Source organism: Pseudomonas sp. NPDC007930, assembly GCF_042958985.1.
In the GTDB taxonomy this organism is placed as follows: Bacteria; Pseudomonadota; Gammaproteobacteria; order Pseudomonadales; family Pseudomonadaceae; genus Aquipseudomonas.
In genome coordinates, this window is sequence record NZ_JBIBKC010000002.1 from 107,024 (window position 1) to 133,668 (window position 26,645).

The following is a 26,645-nucleotide window of genomic DNA, read 5'->3' on the forward strand; positions in this document are numbered from 1 at the left end:
GAAAAACGCAGAAATGCTCAGCTACCACGCATGCGCGAAGCCTCTAAAGGCTGTCCGGATCCCCAAAAAACATCTGCAACCGCGACCGCAACCAACGCTCCGCCGGGTCGTTATCCTGCGAGCCGCGCCAGGCCATGTGCATCTCGAAGGTGCGCACCGGCACCGGCACGTCCTGGGCGCGCAGGCCGCCGGCGGCGATCAGGCTTTCGGCGGTGTAGTCGGGCACGGTGGCGATGATGTCGGTGCCGGCGAGCAGGGTGCCGAGGCCGTTGAACTGCGGCACGGCCAGCACCACGTGGCGCTGGCGGCCGATTTTTTCCAGTTCTTCGTCGATGAACCCGGAGAGGTCGCCAGCGAACGACACCAGCGCGTGGGGGCGGCTGCAGAAATCATCGAGGCCGATGCTGCCAGGGATGCTGTCGGCGCGCAGCAGCACCGGCTTGGAGCGGCGCAGCACCTTGCGCTTGGCGTTGGCTGGCAGTTCGGCGGTGTAGCTCACGCCCACGGAAATTTCCCCGGAGGCGAGCAGCGCCGGCATCAGGATGTAGTTGGTGCGGCGCACCACCAGCACGATGCCCGGCGCCTCGGCGCGCAGGCGCTTGAGCAACTGCGGCAGCAGGGCGAACTCAACGTCGTCAGACAGCCCGATGCGGAACACCGCGGTGCTGGTGGCCGGGTCGAATTCCGCGGCGCGGCTCACGGCGGTGGAGATCGAGTCCAGCGCTGGCGACAGCAGCTGGCCGATTTCCATGGCGCGGGCGGTGGGCTCCATGCTGCGCCCGGTGCGCACGAAGAGCGGGTCATCGAACAGCGTGCGCAGGCGCGACAACGCCGCGCTGATCGCCGGCTGGCCGAGAAAGAGTTTTTCCGCGGCGCGGGTCACGCTGCGTTCGTGCATCAGCGTTTCGAATACGATCAGCAGGTTGAGGTCGACGCGGCGCAGGTCATTGCGGTTCATCGGGGGCTCTGGCGTGGTGGTAAGGGCTGGGCCGTCGAATAGTAAGGCCAAAAGCTGTTAACCTGCACAACAATATCGCCACGCCGGCCGATCAATGCCAGGCATGGTGACTATTAATAGCCCCCCATGGTGCTACCGGCAAAGCCCGGATAATCTGCAAGTCATTAGAGGTCATTAAACGAGGTTCGTGATGTCCCGCACAATTCGGTTCCATAAGTTCGGCCCGGCCGAAGTCCTCAAATGCGAAGAGCATGAGGCTCCGTTGCCTGCGCCCGGCGAGGTGCAGGTGCGGGTAGAAGCCATCGGCGTGACCTGGTTCGACGTACTCTGGCGGCAGAACCTGGCGCCGTCGCAAGCGCGCCTGCCGGCCGGCCTGGGCCATGAAATGGCCGGCGTGGTCAGCGCGGTGGGCGAGGGCGTGAGCGCCTTCAAGGCCGGCGACAAGGTCGCCAGCTTCCCGGCCAGCAGCGCCAACGAGCACCCGGTCTACGGTGAAGTGATCGTGCTGCCCGAGGCGTGCCTGACCCGCTACCCCGACATCCTCACCCCCGAACAGGCGGCGGTGCACTACACCCCGCTGATGATGGCCTGGTTCGGCTACACCGAGCTGGCCCGTGCCCAGGCCGGCCAAGTGGCGCTGGTGACCTGCGCGGCCTACTGCGCCGGCCCGGCCTTCGTGCAAATGGGCAAGGCCCTCGGGGTCAAGGTCATCGCCCTGGCCAAAGACGCCTCCCAGCGCGACGCCGTGGCCGCCCTGGGCGCCGACAAGGTGATCGTCACCGAAGAGCAAGACCTGGTCAGCCAGGTGGCCAAGTACACCGACGGCCGTGGCGTGAACATGGTCTTCGACGGCCTCGGCGGCCCGCAAATGGCGGTGCTGGGCGACGTCATGGCGCCGCGCGGCAGCCTGGTGCTGTACGGCGGCCTGCAAGGCGGTAACCAAACCGCGCTGCCCGCCTGCGCGGCCTTCCAGAAAAGCCTGCAGTTGCACCTGCATTGCCTGTGCAACTTCACCGGCAAGCCAGAGCTGGGCATCCCGCAAGACACCGCGGCGGTGCAAAAGGCCCTGGTGCAGATCAACCAGCTCACCGCCGACCGCGTTTTGTCGCCGTCTACCCCGAGGGTTTTCGGTTTCGACCAGGTGGTCGAGGCGCACCGCTACATGGACGAATGCCCCTGCGTGGGCCGGGTGGCGTTGCAAGTCTGACGGGTTTTCGCCGGTTTAACGGCGCTGCTGAAAGTGCCTGAAATATGGCGTCAATGGGCTGTGTGCCGCAAGGGCCCACCGATTATTGACGCCATTTGCGTTTTTGATTAACTCATTGTTTTAAAATGCTTTTTACCCGCCTTCAAGGGCCTTGAAATTATTTTATCGGCCCCCTTGCACAGCCCCTTGCTGCCTTTCGCTTCCTCCACCAGTATCGCCCTTGGTTGCCACCGCCGCATCAGAGCGGTGCAATGACAATCGGGCGGCGCGGCTGCCCGAACTTCTCCAGGGCCGCCCCTTGCGGCCCGGCCTGGTGCGTTGCCTGCCCAGGTTGCTGGCTGAAAGACTTGTTTCCACATTCCACGTTGCGTCCTCAAGAAGCTCACGCCAAATCTTGGGGCGGTAGCGTGCCCAGGGGCTACCTGCCCCAGACGGCTATACCCGCCTAAACGCCAATGGAAAGAAGAGCGTTGCGGAGGTTGTCGTTCACCCCACGGATCTCTGGAGCCTTATATGAAAGCGATCGTGACCGGCATCACCGGCCAAGACGGCGCGTACCTGACGCAATTGCTCTTGGAAAAGGGCTACACCGTTTACGGCACCTACCGCCGTACCAGTTCGGTGAACTTCTGGCGCCTCGAAGAACTGGGCGTGGCCAACCACCCCAACCTCGAGCTGGTCGAATATGACCTGACCGACCTCTCGGCCAGCATTCGCCTGCTGCAGAACACCGGCGCCACCGAGGTGTACAACCTGGCGGCGCAAAGTTTCGTTGGCGTGTCGTTCGATCAACCGATCGCCACCGCCGAGATCACCGGCATTGGCGCGGTCAACCTGTTGGAAGCGATCCGCATCGTCAACCCCAAGGTGCGCTTCTACCAGGCGTCGACCTCGGAGATGTTCGGCAAGGTGCAGGCCATCCCGCAAACCGAGACCACGCCGTTCTACCCGCGCAGCCCCTATGGCGTGGCCAAGTTGTACGCCCACTGGATGACCATCAACTACCGCGAATCCTATGGGCTGTTCGCCACCAGCGGCATCCTCTTCAACCACGAGTCGCCGCTGCGCGGCCGTGAGTTCGTGACCCGCAAGATCACCGACAGCGTGGCCAAGATCAAACTCGGCAAGCTCGAGGTGCTCGAGCTGGGCAACCTCGACGCCAAGCGCGACTGGGGCTTTGCCCAGGAATATGTAGAAGGCATGTGGCGCATGCTGCAGGCCGACGCGCCCGACACCTTCGTGCTGGCCACCAACCGCACCGAGACCGTGCGTGACTTTGTCACCATGGCCTTCAAGGCCGCCGGCATTGCCCTGGAGTGGGCTGGCAAGGACGAACAGGAGCAGGGCCGCTGCGCCAGCACCGGCAAGGTGCTGGTGAAGATCAACCCGAAATTCTATCGCCCGGCGGAAGTCGAGCTGCTCATCGGCGACCCGGCCAAGGCCCGTGAAGTGCTGGGCTGGGAACCGAAAACCTCGCTGGAAAGTCTATGCGCGATGATGGTCGAAGCTGACCTGCGCCGAAACGACAAGGGGTTCTCGTTCTGATGGCACACTCACAACCGCGCGTGTTGATTACCGGTATCCAGGGCTTTACCGGCCGCTACATGGCCCAGGAAATGGCCGCGCACGGTTACCAGGTGTTCGGGCTGAGCAGCCGCGGCGGCGATGGCCAGCAGGTGCTGCAGGCGGATTTGCTCGATGCCGCGAGCCTGCGCGAAGCGGTGGCGCAGGTCAGCCCGCAGGTGGTGATCCACCTTGCGGCCCAGGCTTTTGTCGGCCATGGCGACCCGGCCAGTTTCTACCAGGTCAACCTGATCGGCACCCGCTACCTGCTCGAGGCCTTGGCCAGCGCCGCGCAGCCGCCACGCTGTGTGCTGCTGGCCAGCAGCGCCAACGTGTACGGCAACGCCCAGGAAGGGCTGCTCGATGAGCACAGCCCGGTGCAGCCGGCCAACGACTACGCGGTGAGCAAGCTTGCCGGCGAGTACGTGGCGGGGCTGTTCACCTCGCGCTTGCCGCTGGTGATCACCCGGCCGTTCAATTACACCGGGGTAGGGCAGGGCGAGCAGTTCCTGCTGCCGAAGATCGTCGCCCATGTGCGCCAGCGCGCCGAGCTGATCGAACTGGGCAACCTGGATGTGGCCCGGGACTTTTCCGATGTGCGCGCGGTGGTGGCGGCTTACCGGCACCTGGTCGCGCAGTGCCCGGCCGGGCACACGGTGAACGTCAGCTCCGGGCAAAGCCACACGCTGCGCCAGGTGCTGGCGCTGTGCGAGGCGTTGAGTGGGCACCGCATGGAAGTGCGGGTCAACCCGGCCTTTGTACGCGCCAACGAGGTGAAAACCCTCACCGGCGACAACCGCAAGCTGCTGGGCCTGGCGCCCGGCTGGAGCACGCCGCCGCTGCGCGACACCTTGCAGTGGATGCTCGGTACCGACCTTTGATGTAGCCCAGGCGTTATAGCCGCGGTGCCGGGCGCGCGAGTTGCGCGCCCGGTGCTCGGCTGTGGGCCCTTTTCGCCACTTTGGCACTCTCGACCACCGCAGTGGGACACCTATGACCAAGAATTGGATGACCTGGCTGGCGCTCACGCCCTGGCCGCTAAGCGCGTGGGCCGTCGACGCGCAAAAGATGGAACTGGGCCCAGTGGACTTCACCCCCACCCTGGAAGTCGGCGAGCGCTATGACGACAACTTCCGCGCACTAGACCGCGACAAGGACTCGGCCTGGATCACCTCGATCAAGCCGACCTTCCTGTTCACCCGCGAAAGCCGCAACAGCGCCTACCAGCTGGAATATTCCGCCGACAGCCAGACCTACCTGGGTGCCAGCAACGCCAACCACATCGACCATGACGCCGTGGGCCGCGCGGCCTGGGCGTTCGATTCGCGCAACCGCCTCGACGCGTCGCTGAACTACCGCCGCGCCGAAGAAACCGCCGACACCGCCAGCCCCGACGAAAACGACAAGTACACCCAGCGCGGTGGCCGCTTGAAGTACGCCTTCGGTGCCCTCAGCGCGGCGAACCAGCTGGAATTGGCCACCTCGTACCAGCAAACCCGCTACCGCAACGGCGGCGGCCTGAACGATGACAAGGACCGCAACACCAGCGTGGTCACCGGCACCTGGTTCCACCGCATCGGTGGCAGCACCCGCGGCCTGGTCGAGGCCAGCTACGGCGACTACGACTACCTCGACGACAACCTGCGCAACAGCAAGAGCCAACGCCTGCTGGTGGGTATCGACCGCGACGTCAGCGCCAAGCTCAGCGGCACCGCGCGGGTGGGCTACGAGCGCAAGGACTTCGACAGCTCGGCCAGCAACGACTACGGCAGCGGCACCTGGGAAGTGGGCATGGACTACAAGCCACGCACCTACTCGGTGTTCTCGGTCAACCTGCGGCGCAGCTTCGACGAGGGCGACGACGGCGCCAGCACCGTGCACGTGACCAGCAGCCGCTTGGGCTGGCGGCACACCTGGTCGGCGTTCTTCGCCACCGACGTCAGCTACCGCCACGCCAGCCGCGACTACCTCGGCACCGGCGGGCGCGAAGACCGCCTCAACGTGGCCGGCGCGGAGTTGATCTACACCGCCACGCGCTGGGCCGACGTGACCCTGGGTTACCAGCGTTGGGACAACGATTCCAACGTCAACACTGAAGACTACACCCGCAACATTTACCTGCTCAGCCTCAAGCTGAGCCTTTGATACGTGCGAAGGAGATGCGGCCATGGCGATGCGCACATTGGTGTTCCTGCTGCTTATGTTCGGTGCCCTGCAGGTGCAGGCCGAACCCCAGTACCGGCTCAATTCCGGGGATGTGATCAAGATCTACGTGCTCGGTGAGCCCGACCTGACCGATGACCAGGTCAAGCTCAACGACGCCGGTACGTTCTCGTTCCCGTTCCTGGGCAGCATCGATGCCCTGGGGCGTACCCCGGCGGAAATCGAGCGGCAGATCACCGCGGGGCTCAGCAACGGCTACCTGAAAGACCCGAAAGTCAGCGTCAGCGTGGCCGAGTACCGGCCGTTCTACATCGCCGGCGAGGTCAAGCTGCCAGGCGGCTACCCGTACAAGCCGGGGCTGACCATGGACCGCGCCATCGCCCTGGCCGGCGGGCTCACCGAGCGTGCCTCGACCAAGCGCATCACCATCAACCGTGGCGGCCACCAGGCCCCCGCGCAACTCGGCACGCCGGTCGAGCCGGGCGACACCATTACCATCGAGCAGGGGTTCTTTTGACATGAACGAGCTCACCATTCGCAACAACAGCGGCCACCTCGCCCCGTGGCAGGCGATGCCGCTGGAAGAACGCGACGCGCTGGATTCGCGCAAGCTGTGGCGCACCCTCTGGCAGCGCAAGGGGATGATCCTCGCCCTGGTGCTGGTCGGCGCCACGCTGGCTTCGTTGTACGCGCTGAGCATGACCCCGGCCTACAAGGCGGTCACCACCCTGGTGATCGAGCCCAAGGGCAACACGGTGATCACCTTCCAGCAAACCCCAGACGCGCCAGACCCGAACAGCGACTACCTGCAAACCCAGATGGGCTTGATCCAGAGCCGCGAAGTGGCCGAACGCGCCGTGCGCGAACTGAACCTGGCGACCCACCCGGAGCTGGACCCGCGGCAGATCCACTCGCGCTTCGCCAGCATCAAGGCGCAGTTGGCCGACTGGCACCCGACCTGGTTCCCCAGCACCTGGCAGCAACAGCTGAACTACACCGACCAGGAAGCCTTCGACAGCGCGGTGATGACCCTGCGTGGGCACACCAGCGTGACCGTGGTTGGCAAAAGCCACCTGGTCAGCATCGGCGTGACCCTTGCCGACCGCGAAACCGCCGCGCGCGCCGCCAACGCCTTGGCCCAGGGCTACCTCGACAGCCGCCAGCAGGCTTCCGAGCAAGACTCGATCACCGCCTCGCGCTGGATGAACACGCGCATGGTCGAGCTGCGCACCCAACTGCAGCAGTCTGAAAGCAAGCTGCAGGCCTACCGCGACGGCCAGGGCCTGGTCGACGTGGGCGGGGTGACCACCATCACCGCCAATGAACTGGCGCGCACCAGCGACCGCCTGGTCGACGCCCGCCGTGAGCGCGCCGACGCCCAGAGCCAGTACCGCCAAGTGCAGGGCTTGCTGGCCAAGGGCGGCGCGCTGGACCTCTCCAGCGTGCCGGCGGTGATCAACAACCCGGTGATCCAGCAGTTCCAGGGCGTGGTCGCCACTGCCCAGGCGCAGGTAGACGAACTCAGCCAGCGCTATGGGCCCAAGCACCCGAAACTGGTCGCCGCCCGCTCCGAGCTGGCCGCGGCGCAGTCGAGCCTGCGCACCCAGGTGAGCCAGGTGGTCGCCGGCTTGCAGCACAACTACCAGTTGGCGCAAGACAACGAGAACGCCCTGCGCGCCTCGTTCAACAGCAACAAGCAAGAGATCCAGGACATCTCGCGCAAGGAATTCACCCTGCGTGAGCTGCAGCGCGACGTCGACAGCAACCGTGAGGTGTACAACACCTTCATGACCAAGCTGCGCGAAACCATGGCCACCGCCGACCTTGCCGCCGGTAACGCGCGCATCGTCGACCCGGCCATCGCCCCGCTGCACCCGAACACCCCGCGCAAGGCGGTGCTGGTGGCCCTGGCGACCTTCCTCGCGCTGGTCGCCGGTTGCGCCCTGGCGCTGGCCCGCGAAGCGTTCAACAACAGCTTCAAGAGCAGCCTGGATGTGGAACGCCAGCTGCAAATGCCGGTGCTCAGCGTGGTGCCGCTGCTCAAGCGGCGCAACCGCGCGCGGATCCACCGCCAGTACGAGCGCAACGACGACGCGGCGTTCAGCGAAGCAGTGCGTACCCTGCGCACCAGTGTGTTGCTGAACGACGAACCGCAGCGGCGCAAAGTGCTGCTGATGACCTCGACCACCCCGGCCGAAGGCAAGACCACCCTGGCGATCAACCTCGCTGGCGCGCTGGCGCGGATGGAGCGGGTGCTGCTGATCGAAGCCGACCTGCGCCGGCCGAAAGTGGCCCACAACCTTGGGCTGGATGCTCACCACCCAGGGCTGGCCGAGCTGCTCGCCGACCGCGCCGGGGTCAGTGCCTGCATCCAGAGCCTTGGCGCGCTGGACGTGGTGTGCGCCGGTACCGTGCCGTACAACCCGCAGGAACTGCTGGCTGGCGCGCGCATGCAAAGCTTCCTGCAATGGGCCGGCCAGCACTACGACCGGGTGATCCTCGATTCTCCGGCCAGCCAGTCGGTGAGTGACGCCGCGCTGCTGTGCAGCTCGGCCGACTCGGTGATCTACGTGGTCAAGTCCGAGGCCACCAGCCTGCCGCAGGTGCGCAAGACCCTCGGCCAACTGATGCAGGCCGGCGCGCCGGTGGTGGGTGTGGTGCTCAACCAGGTCGCCCGCCCGGAGCCTGGCCAGCGCCGCGACCACTACTACGACTACCTGCCGGCAGCGCCGGCGCAATAAGCCCTTCGTAACGCCTTCCGGCTTCTCGCCCGGCACGGCCGGCCTCCCACCCAACCTCTGGGGGGAAGCCGGCCCCGCCAGGCGTAGGGCCGGCCTTGCCGTGCCTGCCTTTCTTCCATGCCGTACCCGCCCTGCGGAGGGACCCCCCATGATCGCGCCTCGTTTGCACCCGATGGTCAACCGTCGGGGCCTGACCTTCTGGGCCATGTGGCTTGCCGGTAGCGTGCTCTCCGGCTTGCTGCTGTGGAGCCTGTTGTACGCTCACTTCGGCGGCGTGCCGCCGGAGTACCGGGTGTTGATGTTGATCGGTGTGCTGGCCTCGGTGCCGGTGTACAGCTTCTTGCACGTGTACCACAAACGCCTGGACTACCTGCCTGGGCTGATGCGCCTGTTCACCGGCTGGATGGCCTTGGTCTGCGCCCTGGCGATCGTGGTGTTGATCACCGGCAGCCCGGCCAACATCGAGTTCGACCTGGCCTTGCAGGCGGCGCTGTTCGGCTACCTGGCCCAGGCCGCGGCGTTCGTGCCGCTGCGCTATGCGCTGAACCGCCACACCCAGCGCCTGAAAAAAGACCGCAAGGCGCTGATCATCGGCAACGGTGAACTGGTCGGCAAGCTGGCCCGCCAGCTCAAGCCGCGGGTGCCGGTACTCGGCGTGGTCGCCCCGGATGCCGCCAGCCTGGCCGAGGCCGAGGGCAGCATCGCCGGCGAGCCGGTGCTTGGCAGCCTGGCCGACCTGCGCGGCATCGTGCAGCGCGAGCAGGTGCGGCGGGTGTACATCACCCTGTCGCTGGAGCGCATGGTGCAGATCGAGTCGATCTACGTCGACTTGCTCGACCTGGCGGTCGACGTGGTCTGGGTGCCGGACTTCGGCAGCATGATGCTGCTGAACCAGTCGATCTCGCAGATCGAGCAGTTCCCGGCCATCTACCTCAACGAAACCCCGCTCAGCTCGCACCCGGCGGCGGCCTTCGGCAAAGACATGATCGACCGCAGCCTGGCGCTGCTGGCGATCCTGGCGTTGTCGCCGGTGCTGATCGCCGCAGCCATCGCGGTGAAGTTGTCCTCGCCCGGGCCGGTGTTCTTTCGCCAGGGCCGCGACGGCTGCAACGGCCAGGTGATCCAGGTGTACAAGTTCCGCTCGATGCGCGTGCACAACGACCAGGACGTCAAACAAGCCACCCGCAACGATTCGCGGGTGACCAAGGTTGGCGCGTTCCTGCGGCGCACCTCGCTCGACGAACTGCCGCAACTGATCAACGTGCTGCGTGGCGAAATGGCCCTGGTGGGCCCACGCCCGCATGCCATTGCCCACAACCACTACTACTGCGACAAGCTGATGGCCTACATGGCCCGCCACCGGATCAAACCGGGCATTACCGGGCTGGCGCAGGTGAGTGGCTTTCGCGGTGAAACCGACACCCTCGACAAGATGCAGGGGCGCCTGGAGCGTGACCTGGCCTACATCAACCATTGGTCGTTGTGGCTGGATATCAAAATCCTCATCAAGACGCCGTTCACGCTGTTTTCTCGCGACATTTATTAAGCCGCGGAGGCTGTGATGGAACACCCTTTGACCCCGGAAATGCCCCAGGGGCTGTTGGCGCAATTGCGCCAGAGCCGGCTGGTGCGCAACCTGCTGACGGCCGTCAGCGGCACCGCCGGCGCGCAGTTGATCAACCTCGCGCTGATCCCGGTGATCATGCGCATCTATGGCCCGGAAGCGTTCGGCGTGGTCGGCACCTTCCTCAGCCTGACGATCATCCTGATCCCGGCCTGCGCGCTGACCTGGTCGATGGCGATCGTGCTGCCGTTGCGCCACAGCGATGCCCAGGGCCTGGCCCGGCTGGCGTTGTGGGTGGCGCTGGCGGTGTCGTTGTTGGTCACCGCGGTGCTGCTGCTGTGGGGCCCGGCGTTGGCGCGGCAATGGAACCTCGAACTGCTTACGCCGTACCTGCTGCTGTTGCCGGTGGTGATGTTCAGCTCGGCGCTGCTCGAGGTGCTGCAGCAGTGGCTGTACCGCCACGGCCGCTACGCCCTCACCGCGCGCGCGGCCACCTGCCACGCGCTGGTGTACAACGGCATGCGCAGTGTCGGCGGCTGGTTTCAGAACAGCGCGACCATGCTGGTGGTGACCACCGCGCTGTACTACGTGGTGCACAGCCTGATGCTGTTGATCGGCATGGCGCTGGGCAAGCGCCCGGCCCCGGAAGCGGCGGCGCCGCGCAAAACCCTGCGCGAACTGGCCAGCGAATACCGCGACTTCCCGCTGTTCCGCGCGCCGCAGCAGTTGATCAACGCGCTGTCGGTGCACATGCCCACGCTGGTGCTGGCGTCGTTGTTCGGCGCCTTGCCGGCCGGCTACTTCGCCCTGTGCCTGCAGGTGCTGGCGATGCCCAGCAACTTCATCGGCAAGGCGGTGGGCAGCGTGTACTACCCGCGCATCACCGAGGCGATCCACGCCCGCGAGGCGGTCACCGGGCTGCTGTTGCGCGGGGTGGGCGCGATGGCCGCGGTCGGCTCGCTGGCCTTTGGCGCGATCGTCGTGGCCGGGCCCTGGCTGTTCAGCCTGGCGTTCGGCCAGGCCTGGGTCGAGGCGGGCGAGTACGCCCGCTGGCTGGCGCTGTCGGAGCTGGCGTATTTCGTCGCCTTGCCCTGCCAGGTGGCGATCCCGGCGCTGCGCCTGCAAGGGTTGTTTCTGGGTTTTGAAGTGCTGGCCACGGTACTGCGCATCAGCGCGGTGGCCTTTGGCGCGCTGTGGATAGGCAACGCACTGGCGGTGGTGATTGCCATCTGCGTGGTGAACATAGTCATTTACCTGGCGATGCTGGTGATCGTCGTGCTCAAGGCCAATGCCTGGCACGCCACCCAGCCGTCTTTGGCACAGGAGGCCTGAGGCCATGAGCAACAGCACTGATGTATGCGCGATCATCCTCAACTGGAACGGTGCCGACGCCACCATCGACTGCATCCGCGCGCTGGACGCGCACTGCAACATCCCCATGGTGGTGGTCGACAACGGCTCGGCCGACGACAGCCTGGCACGCCTGGAGCAGTTCCTGCGGGACTCGGCCGGGCAGGATGTACAAGTGTTCGACGAAGACGGCGTGGCCCGCTATGCCCAGCGCCATGAGCGGGTTTTGATCGCCAACAAGGGCAACTATGGCTATGCCGGCGGTAACAACGTTGGCATCGAGTACGCCCGGCGCGCCGGCTACGGCGCGGTGTGGCTGCTGAACAACGACCTGATGGTCGAGGCCGGCTGCCTCGAGGCGCTGCAGGCGGTGTTCGCCGAAGACCCGAAATGCGGCTTCACCGCCTCGGTGCTGGTGTATTCCGACCGGCCCGAGGTGGTGCAGTGCATCGGCGGCGGGCAGTTGTTCCCGTGGCTGGGCAAGTCGCGCCTGGCCGGCAAGAACCTGCCACGCTCGCAGGTGGTCAACGGCCAACTGCCGCCGATGAACTACCTGATGGGCGCCTGCATGCTGGTGCGCACGGCGATGATCGACGACGTCGGCGAGATGGAGCACCGCTACTTCATGTACTCCGAAGAGGTGGACTGGCAACGCCGCGCCGAAGCCAAGGGCTGGACCTACAAGGTCGCCACCCAGAGCTTCGCCCGCCACGGCGACAGCGGCAGCACCCGCGGGCGCAGCCACATGTTCCACTATTACCGCAACCGCGCGGCGATCATGTACAACCGGCGCTTCCATTCGCTGGCCTGCACCTGGTTCTCGGCGGCGGCGCTGGCGGCGATCACCGTGCTGCAGAACCGCCACAGCGGCAAGAACATCCGCTACGGCATCAAAGGGATTACCGAAGGCCTGGCGTTCCAGTGGCGCTGAGGTCGTAGTTTTGGTCCAGGAGGTCATGACGATGCAAAAGGCGCTGATCCAACCCCGCACGCTGCTGTGCCTGCTGGTGGTGGCCAACTCCGGCTGCGTGTTTCTCACTGACAACAAACTGGCCGGGGTGCCGTACCTGCGCGAGCTGTTCCTGGCGCTGGTGGTAGCCAGCGCTTTGTGGCTGCTGGCGGCCTGGCCGCGGCCGTGGCAGTCGCGGGCCAGCCTGTGGGTGCTGTTCATGGGCCTGGCGATGCCGCTGATGTCGGCCCTGGGCGCGCTCTGGCACTTCGGCCAGCCGCTGGGCTTTGGCCTGCTCGAAGAGCGCCGCTGCTTTTTGTACCTGTTGTTCTTCCCGATGCTCTACCTGCTGACCCGTGCCCAGCCGAGCCAGGCGCAACTGGAGCGGTGGATGCTCTACGGCGCGCTGGCCTGCGTGGTGGTGGGGTTTGGCTACTACAGCAAGCTGATCCCGGAGAACGCCTCGGTGGGCTTCAACGTGGACGAAAAAGACTACGGCTTCAACCCGCTGCGCCCCGACCGCTACAGCATTGGCATCAGCTATGTGTCGATCTGCGCGATGATGCTGATGTACCGCCTGCGCCAGCGCGTCGAGGTGGTCTCGCTGCTGCTGTTGGGGGTGTTCGCCGCCTACCTGTGGCTGGTGCTGCAAACCCGCAACATCATGCTGGTCTGGGCCTTGGCGGCGCTGTGGGTGTTCCGCGCGCGCCTGGGCAACCTGGCCAAGCTCGGCCTGGTGGCGCTGGTGGTGGGGGTGGTTGCGTACCTGCTGGTGCCCAGCGTGTTCGATGAACAGTACTACCGGCTGATGGCGCTGATCGAAGAAGCCAGCGAACCGGGCGGGGTACGCGCCGACACCACGGCGATCATCCTGCGCGACAGCGCGGCCAATTGGTACGTGGGCATGGGCGCGTTGTCGCTGCAGTGGGAGGGCGGTTTCGCGCGCTTCTACAGCAGCTACTTCTACCTCTCCGACGTGGGCATTCTCGGGGTGCTGTACCGCTACGGGTTGATCACCCCGCTGATCATGCTGGTGTACTTCGTGGGCTATTGGCGCATTGCCCGCCAGTGCCGGCACAAGGGGCCGTTGCTCAGCGCCTTTGCCCTGGACATGGCGTTCAACTTCATCAACCTGTTCTTCTCCAGCTCGATCATGTACGGCGGCGACATCGCCGGGGTTGCCCTGGCGGCGTTCGTGTACTTCGGCCGCGCCAGTGCAACGGTGCAAGCATCGCGCCAGCCGCCGCTGCCACAGGGGGCCAGGCCCCCCGCGGCATTGGCCCTCAGGGGCCGTTAGCGGTGCACTTGGAGTAGGTCAGGTACTTCTGCAGCACGGCCCATTGCGGCCGCGCCACGCCGTTGGTGGGCTCGATCGCCAGGCTGTAGTCGCCCCAGTAAGGGCCCGACGACCAGTACGCCAACGGCACGCAGTTGTTGCGCAGGTAGGTCAGCAACTTGGCCGTGGCGGCCAGCCAGCGCGGGTCGTTGTCGGGCACCCCGTGCTCGCCGATCTGGCCCTTCTTGCCGTTGGCCTTGAGCCATTCGATAAACGGCGTGGCGCGCTGCACGCCGATGTTGTCGTTCCAGGTGGCGCTGTTGATCGGGTACACGTACTGGCCGCTGGCATCGGGGTCGAGGTACAGGTGGGCGGAGTAGATCAGGTTGTTTTGCGGGTCTTTCAGGCTCGCCAGCTCGGCGCTGGAGGTTTGCCAGCGCGCGGCGCTGGCCCATGAACGGCCCTCGATGATGATCTTGTGCTTTTTGTCGATGGCGCGCACCGCGTCGATGCCGGCCTGGGCGGCGCCCAGCCACATGGCGTCGGAATCGTCATGGGGTTCGTTCATCAGGTCGTAGCCCTCCAGCGCCGAATAGCCGTACCAACGCTGCGCCACTTTGCTGATGAGGTCTTTGTAGGCCGACACCGGCACCCCCGAGGTACCGATCACCTGGCCGCGGTAACGGCCGTAGTTGTGGATGTCGAGGATCACCGTTACGCCCGCCGAAGCGGCCTGCACCAGCATTTTGTCGACCAGGCCGGCGTAGGTAGGGTCCAGCGGGCCGTTGAGGGTCGGCTGCAGGCGTTCCCAGACCATCGGGAAACGCACCGAGCGGATGCCACGGCCCTTCCAGGCGAGGAAGAAGCCCTCTTGCGGGAAGAAGTAGTTGGTGCCGACCGAACCGGGGAAGACCCCTTCGGAGAATTCGGCGCCAGACACATTAAGTAACACCATCGGAATCTTATCGCTGGCGGCCAGGGCGCCGCCGGCACTGAACAACAACAACAGCCCGGCCAACGTAGCCGGGCGTAACGGCAAAGCCGCCTTGTGAGCCTTGAATGGGCGCCTGAGGCGCATCGTGCGCGTGTGCGAAGCCAACCATCTGATCATCGGCTCATCCTCTGGATGAAAAGAAGCATGGAATTGCTGTGCTTCAGACGAGAACGCCGACTCCGTCGAAGCGGCCCGCAGCCTTACTGCGTTGCTGCCCATATTGCATTGTAGTGCTCTGATTCGGGACTTCGCTGTCGATGTGCGCGCTGCTGGCCAAAAAGCCTGCGCGTTAGCCGCCATCCAGCAGGGCCGCCGTTGCGCCTGCACGCCGCGCCCTGCCTGAGTTCGCCCGGCTCCGCGACACCACCCACAGGATGCCCTCAGGATGAAAGTTTTTGGTATCGATTTCTATACAGGTGACCAGGCCCAACTGATCGGCGCGCTCACCCAGCGCGTGGTTGGCCCGTTCAACTACGTGGTGACCACCAATGTGAACCACGTGGTGATGCTCGAACACGACACCGCCTTCAAGCAGGCCTACCTCGGCGCCGGCCATCGCATCTGCGACAGCCGCGTGCTGATGCCGGTGCTGCGCAAGTTGGGCGCTGGCGTGCCGGAGGCGATCCCCGGGAGCACCCTGACCGCCGCGATGATCAACCAGGCCCAGCGCCTTGGCTGGACGGTCACGGTGATCGGCTCGACGGTGGACGTGCTGCAGGTGCTAGCCGAGCGCTACCCGGGCATCGAGTTCCAGCACTACGACCCGCCCATGGGCTTTATCAACAAGCCCGAGGAGGTGGAGGCGACCATGCGCTTCATCGAAGAGCACCCGGCGCAGTTGATCGTGTTCTCGGTAGGCTCGCCGCGCCAGGAATTGCTGTGCCTGCAACTCGCCCAGCGCGGCGGTGCCCGCGGCGTGGCGCTGTGCACCGGGGCGGCGCTGAACTTTCTCTCCGGCAAGGTGCAGCGCGCGCCGATGTGGGTGCAGAAACTCTCGCTGGAATGGCTGCACCGGATCCTCAGCGAACCGCGCCGGCTGGCGGGGCGCTACTGGCATGATGGGCGGCGGATATTGCCGATCATCCTGCGCCAGTTCAGTGAGCAGAAGCGGCGCTCTTGAGGCAAAGGAGGCCTTCAAGGCCGGCACCCATGACCAACGGCCCTTGCCAGCCCAGGCCCCTGCAATATACTGTATAAAAAATCAGTGTATGCGTGCCTGCCATGGAATTGATCGACAAACTCAGCATCCTCGCCGATGCCGCCAAGTACGACGCCTCCTGCGCCAGCAGCGGGGCGCCGAAGCGCAGCTCCCAGGGCAAGGACGGCCTGGGCGCCAGCAATGGCATGGGCATCTGCCACAGCTACACCCCCGACGGGCGCTGTGTGTCGTTGCTCAAGGTGCTGCTCACCAACTTCTGCCTGTACGACTGCCAGTACTGCGTGAACCGCCGTTCCAGCGACGTGCCGCGGGCGCGCTTCAGCCCCGAGGAAGTGGTCCGCCTGACCCTCGACTTCTACCGCCGCAATTGCGTCAGCGGCCTGTTTCTCAGCTCCGGGATCATCCGCTCGCCGGACTACACCATGGAGCAACTGGTGCGCGTGGCCAAGCTGCTGCGCGAAACCCACCAGTTCCGCGGTTACATTCACCTCAAAACCATCCCCGAAGCAGACCCAGCACTGATCGAGGAAGCCGGCCTGTACGCCGACCGCCTGAGCGTGAACATCGAGCTGCCCAGCGAAATCAGCCTGCGCGCGCTGGCCCCGGAAAAACACGGGCATAGCATTCGCGCCGCCATGGGCACGATCCAGCGCGGCCAACAGGCCGTGGCCGGTGAACGCCGCGCGCCGGCCTTCGTCCCGGCCGGGCAGAGCACGCAGATGATCATCGGCGCCGACAGCAGCGACGACAGCACCATCCTGCACAACGCCCAGGCGTTGTACCAAGGCTTCAAGCTGCGCCGGGTGTATTACTCGGCGTTCAGCCCCATCCCCGCCAGCCCCGCCAGCGTGCCGTTGGCGCCACCACCGTTGCTGCGCGAGCACCGCCTGTACCAGGCGGACTTCCTCTTGCGCGGCTACGGCTACACCGCCAGCGAACTGCTCGCCGGCCCCGGCGACCTGGCCCTGGACATCGACCCCAAGCTGGCCTGGGCGTTGGCCAACCGCGAGACCTTCCCCCTTGACTTGAACCGCGCCGAACCCCTGCAGATTGCCCGGGTGCCCGGTATCGGTTTGCGCAGCGCCCAGCGCCTGGTTGAACTGCGCCGGCAGCGGCGGATTCGCTACGACGACCTGGTGCGCCTGCGCTGCGTGGTGGCCAAGGCCGGGCCGTTCATCATCACCAGCGACTACCACCCGCGCCAAGCCGGCGCCACCAGCCAGGCGTTGCGCCGGCAATGGCAACAGCCGCCACAGCAGATGGGCCTGTTCGGGTGATCAGCCTCGAGTGTGGTGATTGCTTCGACACCTGGCGCGCCCAGGCCCGGCAGTTGCTGGGCCACGGTATCGACCCGAGCACGGTGAGCTGGAACGGCGCCGCCGACCTGTTCGGCGCCGGCGCCGAGCTGCCCGTGGGCCCGGGGCCGTACCGGCCCAAGGTGCCGCCGGAATTGCCCGAGCTGCTGCGCCAAGCGGCTGGCTACCGCGGCCCGCAGCGCTGGAGCGTGCTGTATGAAGTGCTCTGGCGGGTGGCCCATGGTGACCGCACGGCCATGCTGGCTGGCGAGGCATTGGGCAGTGAGCTGCAGCGGCGGGTCAAGCACGTACGCCGCGAGACCCACCACCTGCATGCGTTCCTGCGCTTCGTGCCGCTACCGGCGGCGCGCCAGGGGCCGGAATTCGTGGCCTGGTACGAACCGGCCCACGATGTACTGCGCGCCGGCTGCGAGCACTTCATTGGGCGCATGGGCAAGGCCAGCTGGTTGATCGCCACGCCCAGCGACGGCGCCTGGTTCGACGGCGCAACCCTCAACTACCAACGGCCTTGCCCGCCGGCCTGGCAAGCCCTGGCCCGTGCCGGCGAAGACCCGGGCGGTGAGTTGTGGCTGGCGTATTACCGGCACCTGTTCAACCCGGCGCGGCTGAACCCCAAGGTGATGCAAGGGCACATGCCCGGGCGCTTCTGGAAACACCTGCCGGAGGGGCCGTTGATCCCGGCGTTGGTCAGCGACGCGCAACTGGGCAAGCGCCGCGACGGCCAGGCCCGCGGGGTGGGCCTGCGCAAGGGCAAGCAGGTGGCTATGGCCGTTGCCAAACCCCCTGGCCCGGCAGCTTCGCCCGGTCGTGCGGGCGACTGAAGTCCAACTGCGGGCCTTTGGGCACCAGGCCGTTGGGGTTGATGGTCGGGTGGCTACCGTAGTAGTGGCGCTTGATGTGGTTGAAGTCCACCGTGGCGGCCACGCCCGGCCACTGGTACAGCTCGCGCAGCCAGTGGCTGAGGTTCGGGTACTCCTCCAGCCGGCGCAGGTTGCACTTGAAGTGGCCGTGGTACACCGCGTCGAAGCGCACCAGGGTGGTGAACAGGCGCACGTCGGCTTCGGTCAGGTACTCACCGGCCAGGTAACGCTGGCGGCCCAGCAGTGCCTCAAGGGTATCCAACTCGCTGAACAGCTCATCGAAGGCCGCCTCGTAGGCGCTTTGGCGGGTGGCGAAACCGGCGCGGTACACGCCGTTGTTCACCCGCGGGTAAATCCGCTCGTTGAGCGCGTCGATCTCGCCGCGCAGCGGGGCAGGGTAGAGGTCCAGGCGGTTACCGGTGAGGCCATCGAACGCCTCGTTGAACATCCGCAGGATCTCCGCCGACTCGTTGTTGACGATGCACTGGCGCTCGCGGTCCCACAGCACCGGCACGGTGACCCGGCCGGTGTAGTCGGCGGCGTCCTGGGTGTACAACTGGTGCAAGTAGGTGTGGCCAAACAGCGCATCGCCGCTGGCGCCGAGCTCGGTGTTGAAGGCCCAGCCCTGTTCGCCCATCAACCAGCTGACCACGCTCACGCCGATGTGCGCCTGCAGGCCCTTGAGCTCACGCACGATCAGCGTGCGGTGGGCCCAAGGGCAGGCCAGCGACACGTACAGGTGGTAGCGCCCGCTGGCAGCCGGGAACGGCGCGCCCTCGGCTGGGCTGACCCACTGGCGGCGCTGCGACGGCTGGCGCTCGAACGCGCCGCCCTCGCTGTTCTGGTACCAGCGGTCTTGCCATTGCCCTTCGACGAGTAAGCCCATGCCCTCAACTCCTGTGCGTAATGCTGAATTGGAGGGCAGTGTACGGGGCAAAGTTTTGCCGCAGTAGGGGGTAAGCGGTGTAGTGACTATCAGCAAAGCTGATGCGGGGTGGTTCGGCCGCGCAGGCCGGGCTGGCCCTTACAGCGCCGCCCGGTCGCGCCCCTGCCACAGCGCCGCGGCCTCGGCAAACGCCGCCTCCCGCGCGCGCCCCAAGCCACGCAGGGCCAGGGCCAGGGTGGCCAGCACGGCTTTTTCGCCATAGCTGTCTTCAGCCTCGCCACGCCATACCTCGAGCAACTGCTCGGGTTCCAGGGTGGCGGGCTTCACATGGCGCTGGGCGGCCAGCGCCGGCCATTCTTCATCCCAGTTCAGCCCAGCGGCGGTGCCATACAGGTGGCAGGGGCTGTCGGGGTTGGCCTCGATCTCGCCGCCGTCGCCCTTGATCACGATCGCTGTGTCACCGAGCAACTGGCTGGCCTCGCGGTGCACCGCCTGGTAACCCGGGTGGAAGATACTCTGCAGGCCCAGCCGCGCGCCCAGCGGGTTGAGGATCCGCGCCAGGGAGTGGATGGGCGAGCGCAGGCCCAGGGTGTTGCGCAGGTCGATCATCCGTTGCAGCGCTGGCGCCCAGTCGCCCAATGGCATAAAGGCCAGGCCGCCGTTGGCCAGCGCGTGCTCGGCTTGTGCCCAGTCACGGCACAGGGGGATGCCCAGCGGCCCGAGCAATTGCTCGGTGTACAGGCGCCCGGCGGTGTGCGCGCCGCCGCCGTGCATGAACACCTTCAGGCCACTGGCCGCCAGGCACTTGGCCGCCAGCAGGAACCACGGCAGGTGGCGCTTTTTACCGGCGTAGCTTGGCCAGTCGATGTCGACCGCCAGCGCCGGCGCGCGCAGCCGCTCACGCAGCGCTTCGGTGAAACCGGCCAACTCTTCGGGGCTTTCTTCCTTGTGCCGCAGCAGCATCAGGAAGGCGCCGAGCTGGGTGTCTTCGACCCGGCCATCGAGCAGCATGCCCATGGCTTCGCGGGCTTCCTCGCGGGTGAGGGCGCGCGCGCCGCGCTTGCCCTTGCCGAGAATGCGCACGAATTGGGCGAAGGGGTGTTCTTCAGGCGTTTGCAGGGTGAGCGGGGTCATATGCAATTGGTCGGTTTGGGCAGGCCAGCCAACTTGGCCGCAAGCTTGGCGGGGGTGCCGTTGAACAAACGGTTGAGGGTAGCGCTGTTGCCGACGTCCGCGCCCAGCCGCGTGGCGGTGTACTTCACCAACGGGCGGGTGGCCGGCGACAGCTGAAATTCCTGGTAAAAATCCCGCAGGGCGTGCAGCACGGCCCAGTGGCTGTCGCCCAGCGCGATGCCTTCACGGGCGGCCAGCTCGCCGGCCACCGCGGGGGACCAGTCCTCCAACTGCTGCAGGAAGCCGTCTTTGTCCAGGGCGATTTCGCGCCCGTCGGCGTGCAGGGTATTCATAGCCAACTGTTCACCTTGCTATACGCCAGGCTCAGGGCCACGAAGCCGGGGTAATCAACCGCGGTCACCGGCAAGGTGCTGCGCACCTGGCGGGCGGCGAGGTCTTCCTCCAGCGCGTACAGCCGCGCAGGGGGCAGCGGCAGGTCCGAGGCCAGCGCGTACACGGCGTCACCGCACAGCAGCACGCCGTCTTCGGCGCCCAGCACCCGCAGGCAACTGGCCATGCGGCCGTCGGTAAAGGGGGAGTGGGAGAGCACGTGCAAGGTTGCCATCAGAGGGTGATCACCTGGTCAAAACGGTTGAACAACGCCGCGATCGCTTGTGCGTCGAGCGGCTCGGCCGGCACCGCCAGGGCCTCGGCGGCCAGGCCCCGGGCGGCCAGGCTGTGGGCGCAGGCATAGCATTCATCCACCCCGAACAGCGGCAAGGCCTTGAGGTTGGCGCCAAGGTCTTTCTGTTCCAGCGAGGCGGGGCGCTGCCCGGCCTGCAACTGGAATACGCCATCATCGAGAAACAGCATGGCCAGCGGCAGGTCGAAGGCCCCGCCGGCCAGCGCCAGGTCCAGGGCCTCGCGGGCCGACGGCCCGGCCCAGGGCGCCTGGCGGGTCACGATCAACATCGATTTAGCCATGTTCATGCCCCTCCAAAGCTGACCAGCCGGTCGGCCATCTGCGCCGCCTCGTGCAACTGGCCCAGCCCCGACAACTGCCACGGCGCCGGCAGGTTGGCCGCCGGCCGGCTGTAGCGCTCTGCCTCGCGCGCATCCAGCACGCCACGGCGCAGGGCGGCGGCAATGCACACCACCGCATCCAGCTGCTGCTGGGCGATGAACGCGCGCCATTGCTGGGCGATGTCGGTTTCATCCTGAGGAAACACCACGTTGGCCGAGGCGCTGTGCACGCCATCCTGGTAGAAAAACAGGCGCACAATTTCATGCCCTTCGGCCAACACGGCCTCGGCAAAGCGCAACGCCCGCCGGGAGGCAGGCGCGTGGGCGGGGGCGAACACGGCAATGGCGAACTTCATGGGGCTCTCTTGAACAGTACTGCTGGCGATTCTAAACCTTCAGGCCTGAAAAAACACAAACCCCCGCACAAGGGCGGGGGTTTGCAAGGGCCATGTAGCGGGCTGCGATCAGTCGTCGCTGCTCATGATGCCGAACAGTTGCAGCAGGCTGATGAACAGGTTGTAGATCGACACGTACAGGCTGATCGTGGCCATGATGTAGTTACGCTCGCCACCGTGGATGATCGCGCTCGTTTGGAACAGGATGCACACCGACGAGAACAGCACGAAACCGGCGCTGATTGCCAGCTGCAGGCCGCTGATCTGGAAGAAGAAGCTGGCCAGCGTGGCACCCAGCAGCACGAAGAAGCCCGCGGTGATGAAGCCGCTGAGGAAGCTCATGTCTTTGCGGGTGACCAGCACGTAGGCCGACAGGCCGCAGAACACCAGTGCCGTCATCGCGAACGCCGCGCTGACCACTTCCGCACCGCCCTGCATGCCCAGGTAGCGGTTGAGGATCGGGCCGAGGATGAACCCCATGAAGCCGGTGAGGGCGAAGGTGGAGACGATGCCCCAGGCCGAATCACGCAGCTTGGCGGTGAGGAAGAACAGACCGTAGAAGCCGATCAGCACCACGAACACGTTCGGGTAGCGGAAGTGCATCTGCTGCGAGACGAAGGCCATGACGCCACTGAACGCCAGGGTAAGCGCCAGCAGGCCATAGGTGTTGCGCAGAACGCGGCCGACTTCGGACTGGGCCACCTCCGCGCGGTTGATGCTGTAATCCTGTTCGCGCATGGCGAGACTCCTGTTGAGTGGATGCAACGATTGAACCAAGCTTAGCGGCTGGCGGCAAGTGAGAAAGGGTTTATGGAAATACTCCGTTGCAAATCAACGGGGCAAGGGGCCGGGTTTTCAGGGAAAAGGTTGATTTGACAAGGGGTTGGATTGAGGTATCATGGCGCCCGCAAAACGAGGAGGTGTGGCCGAGTGGTTTAAGGCAGCGGTCTTGAAAACCGCCGATGGGCAACTATCCTAGAGTTCGAATCTCTACGCCTCCGCCATATTCAAAGCCCTGATCAGTCAGGGCTTTTTGCTTTCTGGAATGTTGTCTGGCTGGTCAGGGTTTTAGCAGGCGTTCCATGATAGAAATGGAACCGCTCCAGAACTCGGCTTAGTTTGGACGGCTTCGCAGTCACGCCCACGCGGCGGTAGACCCTCATCGCCGCCTTAGCATGGGCGCTGACATTCGTTTGCCGTGCTTGCTGATCAGCAGGTATTGCGAAGGATGGGCAGCGTTGCGCTTCTCGATCATCGGGACCAGTCGCCCCAGGCCGTTCAGCGAGCCATCCTCGGCCCTCATCATGATGGGCAGCTTTTGCGTGGTTTTATTTTGTTGCACCAGTAAGAAGTCGAGCTGTAGAGCGGGAGGCGTCGTGCTGTGGATTGCCCGATGCCTTGCCGCGCTCGCGGGAATGACTCTGGCGGCAGGGCGAGGCCTGCAGCAGGTCATGCGCCGGAACCTGATCCCTGCGCGCCTGGTAGTCATTTGGGCCAACCGCGAGCCCGCAACGGGCTCGGGTCTTCATCATCTGATTAGATAAAGTCGAAGTAGTAAAGAACTGCCGCCAGAAGCAACGAGTGTGCCCAGCGATAGCAGCACCGGTTCGGCGAACTACCGTGCCGATCCGGAGGCGTTCTATCAGCGCATGGATGCGGCCGGGCTGGACACCCTATGGTTCGCAGTCGGGCGAGCAGTTCTGCTCGCGGACGAGCATTCAGCCGGCGGGTGGTGTGGATATGGTGGCGATGACAATTGTGTCAGCACATAGCAGCAAATAGCAGTCATCGATGCTGGCGTTAAGCCGCTTTCTTGTTTTTAGGCGTAGCTGTACTATCCGCCGCCATAAATCCGCCAATCAGCAGGGATTGCTTGACGTGTCTACCCCCAAACTCCGTACCGCCAGTTTATTCACTTGCTTGTGCTTAACGCTTTCACTGTTCCCACCAACATCCCATGCCGATACCGATGACATTGATGGCCCAGGTTGGGACGCTCATTTAAAAGTCATGGGTGACGCTATGACGCGGTTCAATAAGGGTGAGAAGGCCGTCATAAATAGTGCTGTCCTCGCCAACGCCTATAAGCAGAATGAAGTCTCAGCCGACAATATGTTCAAGGGGAAATACTGGTTCATCGTAGGGCCCGTGGAGCGCGTATTTCGGGCAAGGAACGGTGAGCCGACCCTTTGGATTTCAGGAACCCCGACCAGCCATATTCTGATAAGGCCATATGCTGTTACACCGTATCCCAAGGATGCCCAAAGCTTCTTTCCGCTAAAGACGTCAAAGCTATACGGCACGATCAGCAAGGGCGAGCAGATGGTCTCATTTTGCCGAGGTGCTGGAGGCGACTCCATGGAAATTGTCGTAGACGATTGCATGGTCATGACATATGACGACTTCGAGGGTATGTTCCTTCATGGCAACAAAGGCCCAAGCAACTGAAGGATCATGTGCTTTGTTTACGCAAAACAGCCGTTAGGTCGCGCCATGGAAACTCCACAGCCGGCCTGGCTGCCTCACATCCCTCCCGGTGCTCGGATGGGCGCCGCGCCTCCGTCACTGGTTAACCAGCCCCGCAGCAACTGCACACCACTCGATCCACTTGAAAATCCCACCGTTTCAAGAAGCTTTTCCCTGCCACTATGCGCCCATCCTATTCTGTCAGCGGCAGCACAAGCTGTGGCCCTTGGTTTCTAACATTACCCACTGCCTTGCCCACCGGGTACCACTTGAACGCTTCAGTACCGGTACCGCCGCTGCGCACAATCTCCTCCGCCCGCGCTGCCGGCGTTTCAGGGTCGGCCCATTCCGCCGCCAGGCCAGGCTCGAGTACCACCGGCCGGCGGTCGTGCACGTCCACCATCCCACCCTCTGAGTCCGCTGTGATGATTACGAATCCCTCATGGGTGCCTATCCCGGCAAAGAACATCGGCTCCCCTGACTTCAAGTGGATGAAGTAGGGCTGCTTGCGCTTCGCGTCTTCCGGGTCGGCCACCCATTCATACCAGCCCGTGGCGGGGACCAGCAGCCGATGCGGCCAGGCGTCCTTGAAGAAGCGGTTGGTCGCCACCGTTTCCACCCGCGCGTTGATCGGCGGCGGCCGCTTGCCGGTAGCCCAGTGCGGTTGCCAGCCCCATTTGATGGCGGAGATCAGAAGCCCCGCGCCGCGGTTCTGCAGCACGCTCACCTGGGCAGTCGGCGCGATATTGAAGCGCTCGAGCGCAATGGCGTCATAGCCGCCAATCGGCCTTACGCCAAGCCAGTCCACATAGTCAGCCAAGCTTCGGTCCTGCACAAACCTTCCACACATGGTGGCCACCTATCATCTGTCGCACTCACGATTATTGACCACACCGTGCCGCAAAGGGTTAGCTGTATATATAACCAGTAAAGCAGTATTCAAGCATGGTCTCAATCATCGGGCCGCTCGCGGCCAGCTCGGCGTGCGTGCCGGTCTACTCATTCCGGGTGCCGGCGGGTTTCCCATCGCCGGCTACCGATCATCTCGAACAGGCGATTTCCCTGGACGAGCTCCTGGGCTTGCGTGCGCCGCACATCTACCTGGTGCGGATCGAGGGTGACAGCATGCAGGGCGCCGGGATCTTCGACGGTGACCTGGTGGTGGTCGATCGCTCCGCCGAGCCGGCCCACGGGGACATCGTGATCGCCGCGGTGAATGGAGAGCCGCTGTGCAAGCGCCTGCATCGAAAAGAGGGCGAGGTCGCACTGCTGTCGGAGAACAAGCGCTTCCCGCCCCGCTACATCCTCGACGGTGATGAGCTGCAAATCTGGGGCGTGGTCACCTTCAGTGTGCGCAGCCATGACCCCAAAGCCTGAACCGGCCTTCGCGCTGATCGACTGCAACAGCTTCTATGCCAGCTGCGAGCGGGTATTCCGCCCAGACCTGGCCCGCACGCCCATTGTGGTCCTGAGCAACAACGATGGCTGCGTGATCTCCCGCTCAGCGTGCGCCAAGCCGTTTGTGAAGATGGGCCAGCCGTACTTCCAGATCCGTGACGTGCTGCGCCGCCAGGGCATCCTGGCATTCAGTAGCAACTATGCGCTGTACGGTGAAATGAGCGAGCGGGTGATGACCGTCATCGAGGGCATGGTCCCGCGCCTCGAGGTGTACAGCATTGACGAAGCCTTCGTGGACCTCGCCGGCGTGCCTGGCAGCCTGGAACAGTTGGGTCGGAGCATTCGCGCGCGCGTGCGGCAATGGACGGGCATCCCGGTGGGCGTAGGCATCGCCGGTACCAAAACGCTTTCCAAGCTGGCCAACCACGCTGCCAAGACCTGGCAGCAGCAGACCGGCGGAGTGGTCGACCTGCGCCCCGCCCACGCCCGCGACTGGGTGCTCAAGCACTGCGACGTGGGCGACGTGTGGGGCATCGGCCGGAGGATGAAGGCCCACCTGGGAACGCTGGGTATCAAAACGGCGTGGGACCTGGCGCAGGCTGACGCCCGGCAGTTGGGCCTGCAGTTCAGCGTGGTGCTGGAGAAGACCATTCGCGAGTTGGCCGGCACGCCATGCCTGGATGTAGACGAGGTGGACCCGCCGCGGCAGGAAATCTGCTGCAGCCGCATGTTCGGCGAGCGCCTTAACGACTTGGCACCCATCCGCGAGGCAGTGGCCAGTTACACCTTGCGCGCCGCCGAGAAGCTGCGTGGCCAGCGGTCGCTGTGCAAGAAAATGCGCATCTCGATCCGCACCGGCATGTTCAACCCAGACGAGGCCAAGTACGCCCAGGGCGTGGTGGTGGAGTTGCCGTACCCCACCGATGACGTACGGCTGATGACCAAGGCAGCCTGCGAGGCGCTCGAGCGGGTTTACCGGCTGGGCTATCGCTACAGCAAGGCCGAGGTGCTGCTGATGGATCTGTGCCAGCGCGGCGAGTACACAGACGACCTGTTCGCAGTGTCGCAGCCGGCGGCTTCGGAGCGGGTTATGGAGGTGTTGGACGCAATCAACGGGAGGTGGGTGAAGGGGAACGCTGCGAACAGCGTCGACTCCGTTGGCCCCGGACTGGGGCATGCGTAGGGAACTGATGAGCCAGAGTTACACAACTAGGCTGGATCAGCTTATGACCGTGCGATGAGATGGGAAAGGTAGGATGGAGTG

Annotated in this window: 25 protein-coding genes, 1 tRNA gene and 1 pseudogene; 17 read left to right on the top strand and 10 right to left on the bottom strand. The window is 65.0% G+C overall.

The window, feature by feature from the left end; genetic code table 11:
* Positions 1–43 precede the first annotated feature (43 nt).
* A complete protein-coding gene (locus ACFZCE_RS04880; RefSeq protein ID WP_390936610.1) occupies positions 44–958 on the bottom strand; it encodes a LysR substrate-binding domain-containing protein in 915 nt (304 codons plus the stop codon).
* A gap of 190 nt (positions 959–1,148) precedes the next feature.
* Here ACFZCE_RS04880 and ACFZCE_RS04885 point away from each other — a divergent pair, with 190 nt between their 5' ends.
* The 10 genes from ACFZCE_RS04885 to ACFZCE_RS04930 all read left to right on the top strand — a co-directional run bounded on the left by ACFZCE_RS04885 (position 1,149) and on the right by ACFZCE_RS04930 (position 13,792).
* A complete protein-coding gene (locus ACFZCE_RS04885) occupies positions 1,149–2,165 on the top strand; it encodes a zinc-binding dehydrogenase (protein ID WP_390936611.1) in 1,017 nt (338 codons plus the stop codon).
* Between the two features lie 513 nt (positions 2,166–2,678).
* Positions 2,679–3,710, top strand: a complete 1,032-nt coding sequence (gene gmd / locus ACFZCE_RS04890; protein WP_390936613.1) for a GDP-mannose 4,6-dehydratase — start codon at positions 2,679–2,681, stop codon at positions 3,708–3,710.
* Positions 3,710–4,609 (top strand): GDP-mannose 4,6-dehydratase, encoded by a 900-nt coding sequence (locus ACFZCE_RS04895; protein ID WP_390936614.1) that lies wholly within the window; start codon positions 3,710–3,712, stop codon positions 4,607–4,609. Before gmd ends, ACFZCE_RS04895 begins: the two co-directional genes overlap by 1 nt.
* A gap of 112 nt (positions 4,610–4,721) precedes the next feature.
* The gene (locus tag ACFZCE_RS04900; protein WP_390936616.1) at positions 4,722–5,873 is read left to right on the top strand and encodes an outer membrane beta-barrel protein; all 1,152 of its coding nucleotides are present in this window, start codon (positions 4,722–4,724) and stop codon (positions 5,871–5,873) included.
* A 22-nt stretch (positions 5,874–5,895) separates the two neighbouring features.
* A complete protein-coding gene (locus ACFZCE_RS04905) occupies positions 5,896–6,408 on the top strand; it encodes a polysaccharide biosynthesis/export family protein (RefSeq protein ID WP_390936618.1) in 513 nt (170 codons plus the stop codon).
* Between the two features lies 1 nt (position 6,409).
* On the top strand, positions 6,410–8,632 hold the full coding sequence (locus ACFZCE_RS04910) for a polysaccharide biosynthesis tyrosine autokinase (protein ID WP_390936620.1): 2,223 nt from the start codon (positions 6,410–6,412) through the stop codon (positions 8,630–8,632).
* Positions 8,633–8,780: 148 nt separating this feature from the next.
* Positions 8,781–10,178: an undecaprenyl-phosphate glucose phosphotransferase gene (locus ACFZCE_RS04915; protein ID WP_390936622.1), complete on the top strand. Its 1,398-nt coding sequence runs from the start codon at positions 8,781–8,783 to the stop codon at positions 10,176–10,178.
* A gap of 15 nt (positions 10,179–10,193) precedes the next feature.
* Complete coding sequence (locus ACFZCE_RS04920; protein ID WP_390936624.1) at positions 10,194–11,528, top strand: oligosaccharide flippase family protein; 1,335 nt, start codon at positions 10,194–10,196, stop codon at positions 11,526–11,528.
* Positions 11,529–11,532: 4 nt separating this feature from the next.
* Positions 11,533–12,477, top strand: coding sequence for a glycosyltransferase (locus ACFZCE_RS04925; protein WP_390936626.1), 945 nt, complete (start codon positions 11,533–11,535; stop codon positions 12,475–12,477).
* A 25-nt stretch (positions 12,478–12,502) separates the two neighbouring features.
* Complete coding sequence (locus tag ACFZCE_RS04930; protein ID WP_390936627.1) at positions 12,503–13,792, top strand: hypothetical protein; 1,290 nt, start codon at positions 12,503–12,505, stop codon at positions 13,790–13,792.
* Here the strand turns inward: ACFZCE_RS04930 and ACFZCE_RS04935 are convergent.
* A complete protein-coding gene (locus ACFZCE_RS04935) occupies positions 13,779–14,810 on the bottom strand; it encodes a cellulase family glycosylhydrolase (protein ID WP_390936629.1) in 1,032 nt (343 codons plus the stop codon). The genes ACFZCE_RS04930 and ACFZCE_RS04935 overlap by 14 nt on opposite strands.
* A 340-nt stretch (positions 14,811–15,150) precedes the next feature.
* Here ACFZCE_RS04935 and ACFZCE_RS04940 point away from each other — a divergent pair, with 340 nt between their 5' ends.
* The 3 genes from ACFZCE_RS04940 to ACFZCE_RS04950 all read left to right on the top strand — a co-directional run bounded on the left by ACFZCE_RS04940 (position 15,151) and on the right by ACFZCE_RS04950 (position 18,061).
* Entirely contained in the window at positions 15,151–15,885 is a 735-nt protein-coding gene (locus tag ACFZCE_RS04940; RefSeq protein WP_390936631.1) for a WecB/TagA/CpsF family glycosyltransferase, read from the top strand.
* A 101-nt stretch (positions 15,886–15,986) separates the two neighbouring features.
* Positions 15,987–17,201, top strand: coding sequence for a putative DNA modification/repair radical SAM protein (locus ACFZCE_RS04945; RefSeq protein WP_390936633.1), 1,215 nt, complete (start codon positions 15,987–15,989; stop codon positions 17,199–17,201).
* Complete coding sequence (locus ACFZCE_RS04950) at positions 17,198–18,061, top strand: TIGR03915 family putative DNA repair protein (RefSeq protein WP_390936634.1); 864 nt, start codon at positions 17,198–17,200, stop codon at positions 18,059–18,061. The genes ACFZCE_RS04945 and ACFZCE_RS04950 overlap by 4 nt, the downstream gene beginning before the upstream one ends.
* On the opposite strand, the gene ACFZCE_RS04955 is transcribed toward ACFZCE_RS04950, so the two are convergent.
* The 7 genes from ACFZCE_RS04955 to ACFZCE_RS04985 all read right to left on the bottom strand — a co-directional run bounded on the left by ACFZCE_RS04955 (position 18,003) and on the right by ACFZCE_RS04985 (position 22,255).
* Positions 18,003–18,986 (bottom strand): glutathione S-transferase C-terminal domain-containing protein, encoded by a 984-nt coding sequence (locus ACFZCE_RS04955; RefSeq protein WP_390936636.1) that lies wholly within the window; start codon positions 18,984–18,986, stop codon positions 18,003–18,005. The genes ACFZCE_RS04950 and ACFZCE_RS04955 overlap by 59 nt on opposite strands.
* 138 nt (positions 18,987–19,124) lie before the next feature.
* Complete coding sequence (locus ACFZCE_RS04960) at positions 19,125–20,120, bottom strand: glycosyl transferase family protein (protein WP_390936638.1); 996 nt, start codon at positions 20,118–20,120, stop codon at positions 19,125–19,127.
* A complete protein-coding gene (locus ACFZCE_RS04965) occupies positions 20,117–20,452 on the bottom strand; it encodes a TusE/DsrC/DsvC family sulfur relay protein (RefSeq protein WP_390936640.1) in 336 nt (111 codons plus the stop codon). The genes ACFZCE_RS04960 and ACFZCE_RS04965 overlap by 4 nt, the downstream gene beginning before the upstream one ends.
* Positions 20,449–20,724 (bottom strand): sulfurtransferase complex subunit TusB, encoded by a 276-nt coding sequence (tusB, locus tag ACFZCE_RS04970; RefSeq protein WP_390936641.1) that lies wholly within the window; start codon positions 20,722–20,724, stop codon positions 20,449–20,451. Before tusB ends, ACFZCE_RS04965 begins: the two co-directional genes overlap by 4 nt.
* Entirely contained in the window at positions 20,724–21,083 is a 360-nt protein-coding gene (gene tusC / locus ACFZCE_RS04975; protein ID WP_390936643.1) for a sulfurtransferase complex subunit TusC, read from the bottom strand. The genes tusB and tusC overlap by 1 nt, the downstream gene beginning before the upstream one ends.
* A 2-nt stretch (positions 21,084–21,085) precedes the next feature.
* Entirely contained in the window at positions 21,086–21,478 is a 393-nt protein-coding gene (gene tusD, locus ACFZCE_RS04980; RefSeq protein ID WP_390936644.1) for a sulfurtransferase complex subunit TusD, read from the bottom strand.
* 108 nt (positions 21,479–21,586) lie between these two features.
* On the bottom strand, positions 21,587–22,255 hold the full coding sequence (locus tag ACFZCE_RS04985; RefSeq protein ID WP_390936646.1) for a Bax inhibitor-1 family protein: 669 nt from the start codon (positions 22,253–22,255) through the stop codon (positions 21,587–21,589).
* A 178-nt stretch (positions 22,256–22,433) separates the two neighbouring features.
* Here ACFZCE_RS04985 and ACFZCE_RS04990 point away from each other — a divergent pair.
* A tRNA-Ser gene (locus tag ACFZCE_RS04990) sits at positions 22,434–22,521 on the top strand.
* A gap of 787 nt (positions 22,522–23,308) precedes the next feature.
* Positions 23,309–23,965: a hypothetical protein gene (locus tag ACFZCE_RS04995; RefSeq protein ID WP_390936648.1), complete on the top strand. Its 657-nt coding sequence runs from the start codon at positions 23,309–23,311 to the stop codon at positions 23,963–23,965.
* 211 nt (positions 23,966–24,176) lie between these two features.
* Here ACFZCE_RS04995 and ACFZCE_RS05000 read toward each other — a convergent pair whose 3' ends face one another.
* A complete protein-coding gene (locus ACFZCE_RS05000) occupies positions 24,177–24,833 on the bottom strand; it encodes an SOS response-associated peptidase family protein (protein WP_390936649.1) in 657 nt (218 codons plus the stop codon).
* Positions 24,834–24,928: 95 nt separating this feature from the next.
* Here ACFZCE_RS05000 and ACFZCE_RS05005 point away from each other — a divergent pair, with 95 nt between their 5' ends.
* Together ACFZCE_RS05005 and umuC are read left to right on the top strand one after the other, a co-directional pair.
* The gene (locus ACFZCE_RS05005; RefSeq protein WP_390936651.1) at positions 24,929–25,360 is read left to right on the top strand and encodes a translesion error-prone DNA polymerase V autoproteolytic subunit; all 432 of its coding nucleotides are present in this window, start codon (positions 24,929–24,931) and stop codon (positions 25,358–25,360) included.
* Positions 25,344–26,622 (top strand): annotated as a pseudogene (gene umuC / locus ACFZCE_RS05010) (translesion error-prone DNA polymerase V subunit UmuC). The gene ACFZCE_RS05005 and the pseudogene umuC overlap by 17 nt, the downstream one beginning before the upstream one ends.
* The last annotated feature ends 23 nt before the right edge of the window (positions 26,623–26,645 follow it).